The sequence below is a fragment of the Evansella vedderi genome (assembly GCF_030813435.1).
Classification (GTDB): Bacteria; Bacillota; Bacilli; order Bacillales; family Salisediminibacteriaceae; genus Evansella; species Evansella vedderi.
Genome location: NZ_JAUSUG010000023.1, coordinates 58,385 through 73,035, shown reverse-complemented (window position 1 = coordinate 73,035; position 14,651 = coordinate 58,385). Strand labels below are relative to the sequence as shown.

14 protein-coding genes are annotated in these 14,651 nt (G+C 41.6%); all 14 read right to left on the bottom strand.

The features are described from left to right. Positions 1 to 62 precede the first annotated feature (62 nt). Positions 63 to 1,037, bottom strand: coding sequence for an electron transfer flavoprotein subunit alpha/FixB family protein (locus J2S74_RS22430; protein ID WP_307330391.1), 975 nt, complete (start codon positions 1,035 to 1,037; stop codon positions 63 to 65). 14 nt (positions 1,038 to 1,051) lie between these two features. Beyond that, positions 1,052 to 1,822 (bottom strand): electron transfer flavoprotein subunit beta/FixA family protein, encoded by a 771-nt coding sequence (locus J2S74_RS22425; RefSeq protein WP_307330389.1) that lies wholly within the window; start codon positions 1,820 to 1,822, stop codon positions 1,052 to 1,054. 50 nt (positions 1,823 to 1,872) lie between these two features. Next, the gene (locus J2S74_RS22420; RefSeq protein WP_307330388.1) at positions 1,873 to 2,610 is read right to left on the bottom strand and encodes an SDR family NAD(P)-dependent oxidoreductase; all 738 of its coding nucleotides are present in this window, start codon (positions 2,608 to 2,610) and stop codon (positions 1,873 to 1,875) included. Positions 2,611 to 2,683: 73 nt separating this feature from the next. Further along, a complete protein-coding gene (locus J2S74_RS22415; protein WP_307330386.1) occupies positions 2,684 to 4,105 on the bottom strand; it encodes an FAD-dependent oxidoreductase in 1,422 nt (473 codons plus the stop codon). A 241-nt stretch (positions 4,106 to 4,346) separates the two neighbouring features. Further along, on the bottom strand, positions 4,347 to 5,348 hold the full coding sequence (locus J2S74_RS22410; protein ID WP_307330383.1) for an electron transfer flavoprotein subunit alpha/FixB family protein: 1,002 nt from the start codon (positions 5,346 to 5,348) through the stop codon (positions 4,347 to 4,349). 13 nt (positions 5,349 to 5,361) lie between these two features. Then, the gene (locus J2S74_RS22405; RefSeq protein ID WP_307330381.1) at positions 5,362 to 6,156 is read right to left on the bottom strand and encodes an electron transfer flavoprotein subunit beta/FixA family protein; all 795 of its coding nucleotides are present in this window, start codon (positions 6,154 to 6,156) and stop codon (positions 5,362 to 5,364) included. 127 nt (positions 6,157 to 6,283) lie between these two features. Next, positions 6,284 to 7,144 carry an aspartate/glutamate racemase family protein gene (locus J2S74_RS22400; RefSeq protein WP_307330378.1) on the bottom strand — a complete coding sequence of 287 codons (861 nt, stop codon included), beginning with the start codon at positions 7,142 to 7,144 and terminating at the stop codon, positions 6,284 to 6,286. Between the two features lie 64 nt (positions 7,145 to 7,208). Further along, complete coding sequence (locus tag J2S74_RS22395; RefSeq protein ID WP_307330374.1) at positions 7,209 to 8,588, bottom strand: FAD-dependent oxidoreductase; 1,380 nt, start codon at positions 8,586 to 8,588, stop codon at positions 7,209 to 7,211. 14 nt (positions 8,589 to 8,602) lie between these two features. Further along, complete coding sequence (locus tag J2S74_RS22390; RefSeq protein WP_307330371.1) at positions 8,603 to 9,031, bottom strand: GlcG/HbpS family heme-binding protein; 429 nt, start codon at positions 9,029 to 9,031, stop codon at positions 8,603 to 8,605. A gap of 17 nt (positions 9,032 to 9,048) precedes the next feature. Then, entirely contained in the window at positions 9,049 to 9,939 is an 891-nt protein-coding gene (locus J2S74_RS22385) for an isocitrate lyase/PEP mutase family protein (protein WP_307330368.1), read from the bottom strand. A gap of 48 nt (positions 9,940 to 9,987) precedes the next feature. Next, positions 9,988 to 10,848: an FAD synthetase family protein gene (locus J2S74_RS22380; protein WP_307330365.1), complete on the bottom strand. Its 861-nt coding sequence runs from the start codon at positions 10,846 to 10,848 to the stop codon at positions 9,988 to 9,990. A 58-nt stretch (positions 10,849 to 10,906) separates the two neighbouring features. Then, complete coding sequence (locus J2S74_RS22375; RefSeq protein ID WP_307330362.1) at positions 10,907 to 11,863, bottom strand: VOC family protein; 957 nt, start codon at positions 11,861 to 11,863, stop codon at positions 10,907 to 10,909. A gap of 25 nt (positions 11,864 to 11,888) precedes the next feature. Further along, positions 11,889 to 13,085, bottom strand: a complete 1,197-nt coding sequence (locus J2S74_RS22370; protein ID WP_307330360.1) for an acyl-CoA dehydrogenase family protein — start codon at positions 13,083 to 13,085, stop codon at positions 11,889 to 11,891. 283 nt (positions 13,086 to 13,368) lie between these two features. Further along, positions 13,369 to 14,562, bottom strand: coding sequence for an acyl-CoA dehydrogenase family protein (locus tag J2S74_RS22365; RefSeq protein ID WP_307330357.1), 1,194 nt, complete (start codon positions 14,560 to 14,562; stop codon positions 13,369 to 13,371). Positions 14,563 to 14,651: the final 89 nt, after the last annotated feature.

Genomic DNA, 14,651 nt, shown 5'->3' with positions numbered 1-14,651 from the left:
TGCCCATCCCATAAAAGAGAATGTCAGCCTCAAACCTAACTTGTTATAATAAAAATATATTATTAATTTACTAGGGCACCCTTTAATTCCTCGATTAATAGTGGAACTACTTCAAATAAATCACCAACAATCCCATAATCCGCTACTTCAAAAATAGGGGCTTCCGGATCCTTGTTAACAGCAACGATCACTTTGGAATTCGACATTCCTGCTAAATGTTGGATTGCTCCTGAAATACCAAAGGCAAAATAGAGATCTGGTGTAACCACCTTCCCTGTTTGCCCAATTTGTAAGGAGTAATCGCAATATTCAGCGTCACAAGCCCCACGGGAGGCACCGACTGCCGCACCTAATAATTCAGCGAGTTCTTCAAGGGGGTTAAAGCCTTCTGCACTCTTTACCCCACGACCACCAGCAACGATGACCTTTGCTTCGGAAAGGTCGACACCACTGGTGGCTTTGCGAACAACCCCTTTCACCACTGTACGGAGATCTTTGATTTCCACTGGTAAATTTTTCACATCGCCAGTACGTGACTCGTCTTTTTCTAACGGTTCGATATTGTTAGGGCGAATCGTCACAAGGACAATACCTTCATCTACACGTTTTTTCTCAAAAGCTTTCCCGGAATATATTGGACGGGTAAAGACAGGCTCACTGCCTACCACTTCCACATCAACGACATCCGAAACTAAGCCTGTGCTTAATTTTGCTGCGATTCGAGGAGATAGATCTTTTCCCATGGCTGTATGTCCCATTACAACCCCGTCAGACTGCTCCTCCTCTAAAACTTGTAATATCGCTTGGCGATAGGCATCCGTCGTATAGGTTTTTAAATCAGGGTGTTCCACTTTAACAACACGATCTGCACCGAAATAAATCATTTCATCTGCTTGTTCCCCTATTGTATCCCCTAATAATACGGCAACAATTTCTCCACCATCTGCCATTTGTTTAGCTGCTGCAATGGATTCGTAGGAAACGTTCCGAAGCTCTCCGTCTCGAATTTCCCCAATCACTAATACTTTTTTTACCATGTTGCTACCTCCTATTAAATGACTTTTTTTTCTGATTTTAATAGAGTGATAAGCTCTTGCACCTGCTCGTGCATTTCCCCTTCTAATATTTTTCCTGCTTGTTTTTGTGGCGGCAGGAAGATTTCTACTGTTTTTGTTTTTGCTTCAACTTCTTCCTCCTCCAAATCAAGGTCATCTAAATCTAGTGTTTCTAATGGTTTTTTCTTTGCCTTCATAACGCCTGGAAGGGAAGGATAACGTGGCTCATTCAAGCCTTGTTGTGCCGTAACAAGAAGGGGGAAGGAAACTTCTACTGTTTCTTCGTCCCCTTCCACATCACGGACAACTGTTGCCTTCGTCCCATCCACCCGAAGGTTTGTAATGGTGGTAACTTGAGGAATATTTAATAGTTCTGCAACACGGGGACCCACTTGACCTGTACCACCGTCAACCGCTACGTTTCCTCCAAGGATAATATCAAACTCCTGATCTTTTAAATAAGCGGCAAGAATAGTAGCAGTCGTAAATTGGTCGGTTGCTTCCACTTCCTCATTATCGATGAGGACGGCTTTATCTACCCCCATCGCTAGAGCGGTGCGAAGCTCTTTTTCCCTTTCCTCGCTCCCGACAGTGACGACGGTGACTTCGCCGCCATGCTCATCACCTAAAAGGATTGCTTCTTCAATTGCGTACTCATCGTATGGATTTATAATGTAATCTGCTTCACTATCGTCAATGTGACCGTCACTAATAATAATTTTTTCCTCTGTATCAAAAGTCGATTTCATTAGTACAATTATGTTCATCAAATTCACTCCCGTTCTCCTAAACTCTTTTTTTTACATTCATCCCTTACTTATATCCCTACAGGGCGGCCACTTCCAAATGCTTCGATTGCAGTAGCTGTTACTGCAACGGAGTGCGGCAAGCATAAATCAACAATGACATGTGCGATATCTTTAGGGTGTAACCAATTCTCCTTATTCACATCCGGAGCTAGTTCTTCCATCATTTTTGTATCAACTGGTCCTGGACATACAGCGTTCACCCTCACCTTGTATGGCTTCATCTCTTCCCCCAAAGCTTTTGTAAAACCAATAACCGCATACTTTGAAGTAATATAGGCACTACGATTTGGTCCGCCTTTTGTTCCCCAAATAGAAGAAATATTAAGGATAACCCCAGTTTTTTTCCTTATCATTTCTGGTATTACCGCACGGGCAAATAAGTATGTGCCACGAATATTAATATCTTGAACAAAGTCCCATTCTTTTACATCCGTTTCCACAAACGGTTTTAAACTCATGACTCCAGCATTATTTACTAAAATGTCCACGGATCCCAGCTTTTCTTGCGTTTCCCTCACTGTACGACTGACGTCAACCTCTGAACGTACATCTCCTTGAATGGAAATGGCTTCTCCACCGATTTCTTCTATAATATAGTTGGCTGTATCCTCACACTCTTGTAGATTATTTGAAAAAACGGCTATTTTGGCACCTTGTTTGGCTAATAGGATACATGTTTCCCGGCCAATTCCTCTGCCTCCCCCTGTCACCAATGCTACCTTATCTTTCAATTCCAAGTGTATCACCCTTTCCTGCAAAACCTTTTTGTGTTTAGGAACTAGGAAGGGCGCCCGAGCCATTCGGTCACCCTGTTGTCTATCAAACTTCTAATTTTTCTGGGTTACATACATACGAAACGGCATGCATCCCCGACCGTCTTCCAAACACTAAACCTCGTAAAACGGATGTACCACCTGGATATTTCCCATAATATAAGCCTGCCGTTTCCCCAGCAGCATATAAGCCTGGAATCGGATAATCGTCTTGTGATAAGACACGGCCATCCGTATCAGTAGCAATACCGCCGTTTGTAAATACGTTGGAACAAACAATTGGGTAGGCAATAAATGGTCCTTTGTCAATCGGGATCGCCCAGTTTGACTTAGGAGGATTAATTCCTATTGCTTTTTTTCCGTCTTTTTTATCCCAACGAAATTCCCCTGGTTGACAAGCTTTGTTATAAGACTCGACGGTAGCTACTAACTTATCAGCAGGAATCTCCAATTTTTCTGCTAATTCCTCGAGGGTATCAGCTTCGATTGCAGGTTTATCCGTTTCTAATGCCTGCTCGTAGTTTGGAATGTCATACATTTTTTGATCACTAATCATATAGGCAATATGGTCTGGGAGATCGTAGAAAATCGTCCGTGCAACAGCTTCATACTGTTCATCAATTGTCGTTCGCCCTTCATCCACAAAACGCTGCCCATTTTTATCTACTAAAATCGCATATGGGAATGTCATGACTGCAGCTTCCTCCCGTTTGCTTCTTGGGTCCACAGGTTCCGCGTGGAAGGAGTCAAATTGACCAGCTCCTCGAGCTCCAATCTTCATTGCCATTTCGATGGCTTCCCCTTTATTGAATAAACCACCTTCGGCAACGGTACGGATTTTATGGGCATCTCTTCCAATATACCTTGACATCAATGCTTGATTTCCTTGAAAGCCCCCTGCAGCAAGGATAACAGCACCTACATTTAGATGAAGTGATCCCCCTCCTTTTACACGGACCTTTAGTCCGCTTACTGCACCTTCTTCGTTTAGAACTAAATCCCATACCGTAGCTTCATAAATAATCTCTACACCAAGGGCACTTGCTTTCCGAGCCAATGTATCGATAATTGCCCGGCCGCCACCAACTGGTAACAATCGTGGCTTTGAGGAAGTTAAAAACATCGTTGGTAAATAATCAAAGTCTACTCCTTTTTCTTGTACCCAACGTAATGTTTTTCCAGCGTTTGCTGCAAGGGTTTCAATGTATTTTCGATCGGAATAGTTATCAGAAAAAGCCATCATATCTTCCACAAAGTTATCTGCCACTTCATCGAGGTTTTTCATTCGCATGTAGGAAGCTGTCCAACGAGAATTTCCTCCTCGATGATCAAAATCCGATCGTTCTAACAAAGCAATAGAAAGTTTTTCCCCTTCTTCCTTCGCTTTTTCTGCTGCTGCTAAGGCTGCTGATGTTCCTGCAACTCCACATCCAATGACGACAATGTCATAATCCACTTCTTTTCCCATAACTCTTTCCTCCTCTTTGTAAAAATATTAATCTATTGGCTGTGTTAAAGATCAATGTTGATTTTTTACTAAGTTGATTGTAGCGTAAGGCACGATACGCCTGCGGGAGTATGGTCTAGACGAGACCCCGCAGGTCGGTACGACCGAGGAGGCTCGTCAGAACACCCGCGGCAAGGGAGTGCCTGAAGCGAAAATCAACATTAAAACTAACAGGGCCACTCTATTAAAAGAAAGGAATTTATTAAGCGTGTGTTTTGTGTTCCTTTCCAAGTTTCTTTTTCAGTTCTTCAATGAGGGTTGGTAAAACGGTTTTATAGTCTTTAACAATCCCGATATTTGCCCTTTTAAAGATAGGGGCGTCAGGGTCGTTATTAATGGCGACTATTGTTTTGGCACTAGTGATACCAGATAGATGTTGGCTGGCACCGGAGATACCGATAGCAATATATAAGTCAGGTGCTACGACCGCTCCTGTTTGACCAACTTGGAGATTTGTAGGAACCCATCCAGCGTCACAAGCTGCACGGGAGGCACCTACAACTCCACCTAATACATTTGCCAGTTCCTGTAAGTCCTCAAATACTTCCCGTTCCCCTAACCCTTTACCGCCGGCAACAATGATGTTGGCATCCTCTAATCGTACATCTGATAAGCTAGATTCCATTTTCTCGATCAATTTGTTCACGACAATATCATTGGATAGATTTAAATGAACGGGAATAATTTCTCCTGCCCTTGCATTATCTGGTTCTGCTTGTTCATGACTCTTTGGTCTAATTCCAACAACTACTTTTTTTCGGGTAGCTTTATATTCCGCCACTGCCTTGTCCCCATAAATAGGTCGGATCCACTTTATGTCGTTATCTTCCACAGTGAAATCTAAAACTTCTGTAATTGCAGAAGCTTGAACCCGGGCAGCTAGCCGGCCAATAAGGTCCTTCCCTTTCCTGTCAAAAGGAAGGATAAGAATGTCTGCATCTGACTGGTGGAAAGCAGTATATAAAGCTTCTAAATAAAGATCGACTTCGTAATCAGCTAATAGAGGATCTTCCGCTCGGTAAACGATGGTTGCTCCGCAGGCAATCGCTTCGTTTGCAGCCGCTTCTACGTTAGAACCAATAACAACGGCAGTAACATTGCCAGCGAAAGAATTAGCGAGACCCTTGCTAAATGTCAACGCTTCCCGAGCATTAGAACTAAGATTCCCTTCTAGCTGATCTACATAGACAAGCACTTTGCTCATGGATAAAAACCTCCTACAACACCTTTAGTTCTACCATCTTATCTGCCAATTCTTTCGCAAGTTCAGGACCATCTTCTCCAGGGAGAATCTCACATGCCACCTCTCTACTAGGAACATAAACCCTTTCCAGCTTTAAGGATGACTTACAACGCTCTATATCTAGTGATTCCAAATCTTCCATTTCTATTTCTTCAATTGGTTTACTCCTTGCTAGTCTGACATCTTTCACTTTTGGTAAGCGGGGAACATTTTTTTCCGAGCTAACAATGGTGAATACAGCTGGTGATCGTACTTCCAATACTCCGTAGCCTCTTTCCGTTTCATATGTCACCTTACATGTGTTTTCTTCCCAAACTAAATCAGATACTAATGTTATACAGGAAGATCCTAATTCTTCTGCTATTACAGGTCCCACAATGCCTTCTTCAATATCACTGGCTTGGTAGCCCGTTAGTACAAAGTCTGCACCTCCAATTGTCTTAATCGTTTGTGCGAGAATATGTCCAACTGCCTGCCCGTCAAGATCTTCCCATTCATCATCCCACACCCGCACAGCACGATCGGCGGTAAAAGAAAGTGCTCGACGAAGCACATCCTCTGATTCCTCATCTCCAAGACAAAGGGCCGTTACTTTTGCTTCCTCTACACTGTCTCTCAACTGTATTGCTGCTTCGAGGGCATTCTCTGCGTAGGAATCCATGACCATATCCCCATCATCTTCTGGCCGATTTGTTTCAGGATCTATCTTGAAATATTTTGGTGGAATTTCTGGGTCTAACACTTGTTTCAAGCACACGACGATATGCATCTCGTTCACCCCTTACTGTTCAATTGATTAGAAAAACATAAAACGAACGTCAAACGACAAAATCTATGAAAAACTTGTTTTTTGTTTACTAAATTAAGGCTCTGTTTAAGGAAGACCCCTCTAACGATCAAGTAACGGCTGAAGTATTTTTCCTGCCCCTTACTGGGAGACCATCGTCTTTTTTAGGGTCTGGAATAGCTTCCAATCCGTACAGTTCCCGGAGCCTTGCCACTGCTTCTTTCGGTGGTTTCGCATTGTAGTATCCTCGGCGAGTCATATAAACACCCGAGTTTTTCCGTAAATCGACTAAAGATTCACACAACTTAACCCCTGCGGCAAAAGAGTCTACAACAGGTACATCCCCGATTCGGGAGACTCCGTTGGTTGCAAGGAAGACATTCATCGGACCTTCCCCAGGAACAATCACATCTGCCCCTTCCTCAATCGCTTTTTCCGCCGCTTTTTGGAAGGATACGATAACCGGCTCCGGATTTTCGAAGCCTGCTAATACCTCATTGAATCCAACTTCCGTTTGGATGATTGGACCGAGTTTTTTCCCAAGACCGTACCGCTCTGCATTTTCTCGGAGTTCATCTGCAAGGGGTTCTAAAAAATTGACGATCCCAATACGATCTCCTAACATCGAAGCCATGTGAAACGACGCTTGGCCGTAACCAACAACAGGGATATCTACGAGGGTTCTCGCTTCTAATAAGCCCACATCTGGAATGGTACCAATAAACATGGCATCATACCCTGCACTTTCTGCCATTAACGCACCTCGAATGAATTGTTCTCTATGCAAATTTTGCAAGTAAGAATAAGTAATAAAGTGTCCTGGATAGTTGGTAGGATATGTGTCTTTGGACATCCCATGTAATACCACTTCTACATCTGGGCGAGCTACTCGGTCGATATGTTTGATAACAGCATCCCTATAAGGAATAACGGATTCAATACTTGTTAAACTTTGATGCCAGATTTTCATGCGTGCATCCCTCCTTGTAAAAAAACTATCGAAATTTTTTTAAATGATGGTTCGTTTATCCTTGTTAAATAGCAGCTGTTTCATTTTTTAACACTTCGAGGGCAGCTAATCGGCCAAAGATAGCACACTTACCGAGAGATGATCCGGTGACATACCCTGCACCATGGAATCCTCCTGTCACCTCACCGGCTGCAAACAAGCCTGAAATAGGTTCTCCAAAGGAATTTAGCACCCTTCCTTTGGCATCTACTGCTACTCCTGCATAGGTTGCTAGCATGGCTACCGTTGACTCAAACGCATAAAAAGGGGATTTTTCAATCGGTGTTGGTTTCCCATAGTTGTGCGTCAACGATTTACGTCCAAAATCTGGATCGGCTCCAGTTTGAATACCTTCGTTATACGTCTTGATCGTTTCATTTAGTACTTCTAGTGGTACGTCAATACAGTCTGCCAGCTCTTCTAGATAATCTACTTCATATAACAACCGTCTACGTTTCAGCAGTTCAAAATCATATAATGGATCATCTTTTACTGCTTGATCCATGACTGTTTTATCCCAAATTTGATAAGAGATTCCATCCGGTTGCCGCAGTGCAGCATTCCCTAATAATTTATAAGAGAGAGATTCATTCACAAATCGTTTCCCTTCTTGATTGACGATAATGCCTCCCTTATAATAGGCTAACCCTTGTGACTTTACTCGACTATTTGCAGATGGATGAAACCCGTATGTTCCACTTAAATAGGGGAGATCTAAAGCCCAAGCTCCATGCTCCCAGGCCATTTTTAAACCGTCACCGTGATTACCTTCCCCACCAATTCGGATAGCACCGTCGAGATGAGGTGCAAATAGCTTTAAGAGTTCCTCGCTTTTCGCAAACCCTCCAGATGCTATTAATACTCCTTTAATTGCTTGCGCCGTCTGTGTTTCTCCATCAACTTCATATAAAACTTTATCAATTCTTCCATCGTTGTTTTTTAACAACCTTTTCGCTGGTGCTTGAAATTTTATCGTGACGTGGGAAAGCTCCTTTGTTCGTTTATAAAGGGACTGGATACCTTGATGGGGATCAATCGTATGCCCCCGTGGTACACTGTGGCCGCTCACCGCTTGCAGTGTCCTGAATTCTACCCCATGTTCCATGAGCCAATGGTACGTTTCCAATTGATGTTCACCGTACATATCGATAAGGGACGGATCATTTACTCCCCCCCCCACTTCCAACATGTCTTCTATAAGTGACTGAGTGGAGTCACTAATCCCTTCCTTTGCTTGCATATCTGTACCAGCAAAGGCCATATATCCGGAACTGAGAACGGTACTTCCCCCTAATTCATCTTGTTTCTCAAGGAGCAGGACGCTGGCTCCATGTGCTGCTGCTTCAACAGCAGCACACATACCAGCTAAGCCCCCACCTAAAATAATCAAATCATAGGATTCCATTCATACCCACTTCCTTAGTCTAGGTTTTCTAATACTTTAAGACCCGCTTCACATACTTGCATATCATGTGTGTAGTGACCACCACTGACACCAATTCCTCCAACAAGCTCTCCATCCACTTTAATGGGATACCCTCCCCCAAAAATAACGAGCCTTGGAGTGTGAACAAGTCCATGAAGAAGTGGTGGATCGTCTTTTAACCTGTCATACCATTCGTGTGTTGCTCGATTATAGGCTGCTGCAGAAAACGCTTTATTTTGAGCAATATCTAAACTTAATACTGGTGCACCATCCATCGCTTGAAATGCCTTTAAATTACCTGGTTTATCTACAATAGCAATACTAAATGGCATTCCTAACTCTTCTCCTTTTGCCCTTGCTGCCTCTAACATTTTGTTCGCCAGTTCTAAACTGATATTTTTTGATTCTACAAACTTTTCCATTCTTATTACCACCTTTACTATTTTTGATTTAAATTATATAGATACTCTTTTTCCCATTCTTTTACTTGATGGAGTTTAAAGAGTGACTGCCTTTCTTCCCACGTACAAATCAAGTCGGAAAGATTTTTTTGTGAACCTTCCTCCTTTAATACATTCAGCGAATTGGTAATCCCCTTAATCGCAGATCGAAGAACAGTATTTGCACAAAGCATGATTTTAAATCCTAGCTTTTCTGCTTCGTCTAATGACAATAAAGGGGTTTTCCCGCCTTCCACTAAATTAATAATCTGCGGGATACCTTTTAGTGACGTGGTTATTTGTTCTAGCTGTTCCAAAGTCGTTGGCGCTTCCACAAAGAGTACATCCGCTCCTGCTTCTACATAGGCATGAGCCCGTTCGAGCGCATCTCCTATTCCATTCACCGCTAATGCATCCGTTCGTGCGATAATTGCTAAATTTTCATCTCGTCTCGTATCCACAGCTGCTTTTATTTTGTTGACCATTTCGTCTTTTGAAATCACATCTTTTCCATTGAAATGTCCGCACTTCTTTGGAGATACTTGGTCTTCCATTTGTATCGCGGCCACTCCGGCTCTTTCAAATTCACGGACAGTACGTATGACATTTATGGCATTGCCAAAACCAGTATCCGCATCTACAACAATAGGGACGGTCGTTACATCCGTCATTCTTCCAACAATATCTACTATTTCTTTTAACGAGGTTAATCCTACATCAGCCCAACCTAGTTGGGCATTGGATATTCCGGCACCTGTTGCATAAATGGCGCTGAATCCCATTTCTTCTATTAATCTAGCGGACATAGAATCATAAGCTCCTGGTAAAATAAATGACGATGGTTGTTGCAATAAATATTGAAATTTTTCCGTTTTCGTTGAATTAGTCATACCTACTAATCACCTTTTCTACTTATTATTTCATTTATCTTTTTCTAACTATAAAGATGAGTAATGTACCTCAGAATACTTCCATTCATTTTTATATAATGGATAATCCTTTATCTCTCCACTTCGCTTTAGCCAAGTAATCGTCACATTCTGTTGAGGTCGCAGAAATGTGGAGAAATCACTTTGGGTTATAATGTCACCCTTTTCCGAAACAATCACTTCTCCTTCTTTAGAAAGAAAACGAGTATGGAAAGTCACTATATATCTCCCGGAAGCAGGTAGAGTGTAATAAGGCTTTAGATGAAGGGATTTACCATCATAACAACATTCCACTTCGTACAACCTTCCAAGAAAACTGGGAAGATCGTTTATATTTCCAGTTAGTAGTTTTTCTCGTATACATGTGGAACTTATTTTTTCCCCTTTGCACTCTACTTTTGCTACTTTTGATACTTCAAGAGCATTTCCAGAATCATTCCGGATCCGATCCATATTCCCTTCACCTTTGAATCCATAGGTATAATCAAACCCAGCCACTGCATGAACCACACCAAGGTTGATAAGATATTTATGAACAAATTGTTTTGGGGAAAGAGAGGAGAACTCTCTATCAAATTCAACGATATAGAATGTATCTACCCCAAGTGTCTGTAATACTTTCTCCTTCATAGAGAGTGGCATTAAGTAGTTAAATTGTTTTTTCCCCTTTGATAACACTGTTTTCGGATGAGGAAAGAAGCTCATCACAGATACAGATAGACCTTTTTTCAATCCGATTTTCTTCGCCGTTTCAATCACTTTTTGATGACCTTTATGAAGACCATCAAAAAACCCTAAAGCCATAACGGTTGGCTTGGCTGCTTTTTGCCACTCAGCTAAATTCTCGGGGTTTAAATATATTGTTCTCATACAACTCCCCCCTCAAAATTATTTTTGTTCCTTAAACATAATCATTAATAATAATGAATTACTTCGCTTCTATCGTAATGTTATTTTCCGGTTTATCTTGAACAGAATCTCCCCAATACGTATTTCCAAGGGATCTTTCCGCCATCGTCCACTCGATTGGCTCCCAATCTGGTTCAAAGATTAAATATCCCCCACTGAATAGTTCCACGCGACATCCACTCCCTGGATCCATCACATATAAATACATTGCCTGGGAAATCCCATGTTTCCCTGGTCCGATAAAATCGATATTATTCTCACATAGAATATCCGCCGCTCGCAAAATGTCTTGCATATTATCCGACCAATATGAAATATGGTGCAATCTTGCAGGAGTAGGCGCTTGCGGCTTTGCTAATACTGCCACATCGTGTACTAAAGGTGTGACACTCATCCAGCCAGCTAGCGTATTATGATCATCATCACGAAGAAACTCTCGCATTTTAAACCCTAGCTGTTCTTCTAAAAATTTATAAGTTAACGATGCATCCGTTGATGTATGGATGTTAACATGGTCAAACCTTCTCGGAGAAACACCGCGGTTCCATGATTTATATGATTGATTTTTTAAAAGGGATCGACGTTTCTCCTCCACTTCTGGCTTTTCCACATCGTAGTAAATTTCAAATGTATGCTGACTCGGCAACTTAAAACGAATTGCTCTTCCTTGCCCTGCCTCTGTTCCAGCTTCTACCCACTCTACATTTGTTCCAGTTTTTTCAATTAGTTCAGCAAATCCTTCCACGTCCTCTGGTTGCTTCGTTCTCCATCCTATGTGATCTACGTATCCAGTTCCCCCGGCAGTTAATGATAAACTGTGATGCTCGAAATCTCCCCATGCCCGTAAATAAACCGTATCCCCCACTTGCTCTGTTATCTCTAAACCGATGACATCGCGGAAAAACCAGAGAGATTTTTCTAAATCAGGGGTTACAAGGGCTACATGTCCTAACTTTGCAATTTCAGGCAATCTCATTTTCCTTCCTCCAACTCGTATATTGTTAAATATTTTTCGTATTTGAATGTAATCCGCAAAGGGTTCGACCGTAATTTTCTTTCGAAGTTACTGGCGAAATAGTTCGGTGTGTATATAATGCTGAAAAATCTCGTGAAATTTGCTGAATTGGATTCCCATCCGCGACAATTGCTGATCCACTAGCAAGGATGATAATATCGATGGCTTCTTTACACTGCTGCACTGCATATCCGATGTTCGCTAATGACTTTACCCTTTCCGATTTGTCCATATATTTTCCACTTGCTGCCCAAGCATCTAAGTTGTCAGCAACCTGGTAAAAGTGCATCGCAGCTGTTTCCACTTTAAGTGATACATCTGCTAACTGGTGGTGAGTAACAGTAGCATCCATTAAGTTTTCCACTCCTAAATTGGCTGCTTTCCGGTAAGGTAGTTTTTCAGTGAATAATTCTAATGCAGCTTTCGCCATCCCTAATGCTGGTACACCTAATGACATTGCCAGTGCAGGGAATAAAGCCGTATTATAGAGGGCAATATCCCTTAAATGTTTGGATTGAAACTTTCCACGAATAGCTTCCGTAAAGGATACTACACGGTGATCTGGTACAAACACATCCTTCATATAAATACTGTTACTACCAGTTCCACGGAGACCAACGACATGCCAATCATCTGCGATTTCCACTTGACACATAGGAACTGTAATTAATCCTTGATCCACTACTTTTCCCTCTTCGTCTACTATGGGCATTCCAAAGTATCCCCATGTTGCATGAAGAGAGCCTGAACAAAAGGGCCAAAACCCATCTTCAATCATGTAACCGCCTTCAACCCGGCGAACATTGATTTTTCTAGGTTCAAATACCCCAGCAAAAATAACCTCTTCACCTGATCCATAAATTTCTTCATGTGTTTTCTCTGAAAATGATTCCGAAATCATTAATTCCCGAATACAACAAAGAGCATAAACCCATCCAGTTGATCCACAGCCCCGAGAAATCTCCGTTACACATTCTGTGTATGTTCTCATATTTGATTCAAACCCACCGAACCTCTGCGAGCGTAAAATGTGGAATAAGCCTGTATCTTTTAATTCTTTGATTGTGGAATCAGGAATTTTTCGTATGGCCTCTGTTTCCTTGGTTCGTCCCCGCAATCTTGGTACAAAGGAGCGTGCCTTTTGTACAAGATTAGTATTTTTTTCAACTGTAGTAGTAAACATGAATCCTCCCCCTCTATTCATAAAAGTTTCCTAACTAATAGATGTTGTCATTCTAGTTGGAAATCTTTCATGCCCTAAAACTCTTACATAAATTTTAGAAAATTCCATCTATCGTTTCTAGAGTAAAAACATGTGAAGTTTCACGTTCGTTCCGCTATTTTTTATTGGTTTTATAAGGAATAAAGGTGGATTTTTTTTAAAGTTGAATAGAAATCTATGAAAATAGAATAGGGGTGTGTCAAAAATGTTTCATGACACCCCCCGGAAGAAATCAAACCTATTCTCAATATCTGATTGCATTCGATTCTAAACCAGACAAAACCCTTCCATAATTCTCTTTTGTCACCGTTGGAGAAAGGGATCTGTGGGAATACAACGTCATAAAATCACGGAAAATTCGTTGAAGAGGGTGTCCTTCATATACATACCCTGAACCGCTGCCAAGCAACAATAAATCAAGTGCTTCCTTCAACAGTTGGTTAGCATAGCCAATGTCTGCTAAAGCCTTTACCCTTTCATGGCGGTCCATGTATTTCCCACTTTCCGCCCATTTGTCTAGTTCGTCAGCAACGCGGTAAAAGTGCATGGAAGCAGAATCAATTTTGAGGGAAGCATCTGCAACGATGGCATGGGTACTTGCTGCATCCTTTATATAGTCAACCCCCATATGCACAGCCTTCCGGTTTGGAAGTACTTCTTGGAAAAATTCTAGGGCATGCTTCACTAACCCTAACCCTGGTAACCCTAATGATAAAATTAATGCTGGAAAAAGTGCGGTATTATATAATGGAATACTCCTTAAATGCTTTGATTGAAAACTCCCTTCTAACGCTTCCACAAACGATGTAGCACGGTGATCTGGAATAAACACATTATTCATTTTTACACTGTTGCTTCCTGTCCCCCTGAGGCCCATTGTGTACCAATCATCCATAATTTCCATTTCATTAAATGGAAGGGTTAGCAGAATTTGATCCACTAGCTTCCCATTTTCGTCTGTAATTGGTAAGCCAAAGTAACCCCATGTTGCATGTAACGACCCTGAGCAAAACATCCAAAATCCTTCTTCAACGATATAGCCACCATCTACTTTACGTGCCAAACATTTTCTTGGCTCATAGACTCCCGCAAACAACACATCTTCCTCATTTTGACCAAAAATCTCTAAATGGGTTTTTTCAGAGAAAGATTGAGCAACCATAAGTTCACGTATGGCACATAGGGCTACAATCCAGCCTGTTGATCCACATCCCTTTGATATTTCAACAACCACATCTGAATACGTTTTCATATCTGCTTCAAAACCGCCATATTTTTTTGGCCGAAGCATCTTAAATAGTCCTGCCTCTTTTAACTCCTTCATAGTGGACTCTGGTATACGACGCATTTCTTCTGTTTCTTTTGCTCTCTCTCGCAAACCTGGGACCATTTCCCTTGCCCTTTGGAGCAATACATCTATCTCCATTACTTTTGTCATAAAACAACCTCTCCTTCTAATAGACAATACATTAAATATCCCTTTTCTAAATATTAGAAAATTAAGAATATAAATGAAAGGGGAAAAAT